This window comes from Campylobacter sp. RM16188 (assembly GCF_012978795.1).
Classification (GTDB): Bacteria; Campylobacterota; Campylobacteria; order Campylobacterales; family Campylobacteraceae; genus Campylobacter_A; species Campylobacter_A canis.
In genome coordinates this window covers 1-311 of the sequence record NZ_LIWQ01000055.1, presented here as the reverse complement: position 1 = coordinate 311, position 311 = coordinate 1, and the positions used below count along the sequence as shown (strand labels likewise).

At 31.2% G+C, this 311-nt stretch carries 1 protein-coding gene; it reads right to left on the bottom strand.

The features are described from left to right. The coding region (locus CDOM16188_RS11160; protein WP_216656296.1) for a type II restriction endonuclease at window positions 1–311 on the bottom strand (311 nt) is incomplete at both ends.

Genomic DNA, 311 nt, shown 5'->3' with positions numbered 1-311 from the left:
TTTCACTCCTAAAATATTCTGAAATAATCCGAGCGAAATTCTTTCCGCTGCGATTTTTACGGGCATTAGTATCAAGACCCACTTCTACTCCAAATACATAATCATATAAATTTTTAATTTTTCCGCTCGTAAAAACTTCATCAAGTCCAGTTTCGCAAAAAAACTCATAAATTTTTTCAGGACTTTTAAAATATGCTTTAACGCTTGTTAAAACGTTATTTTTATCAAGTATGTCGGTATCGTCTTTATGAACCGCTATAAGTAAATTTAACACTTCAAAGCACTCTTTGTTCTCGTTAAAAAGTCTGTTA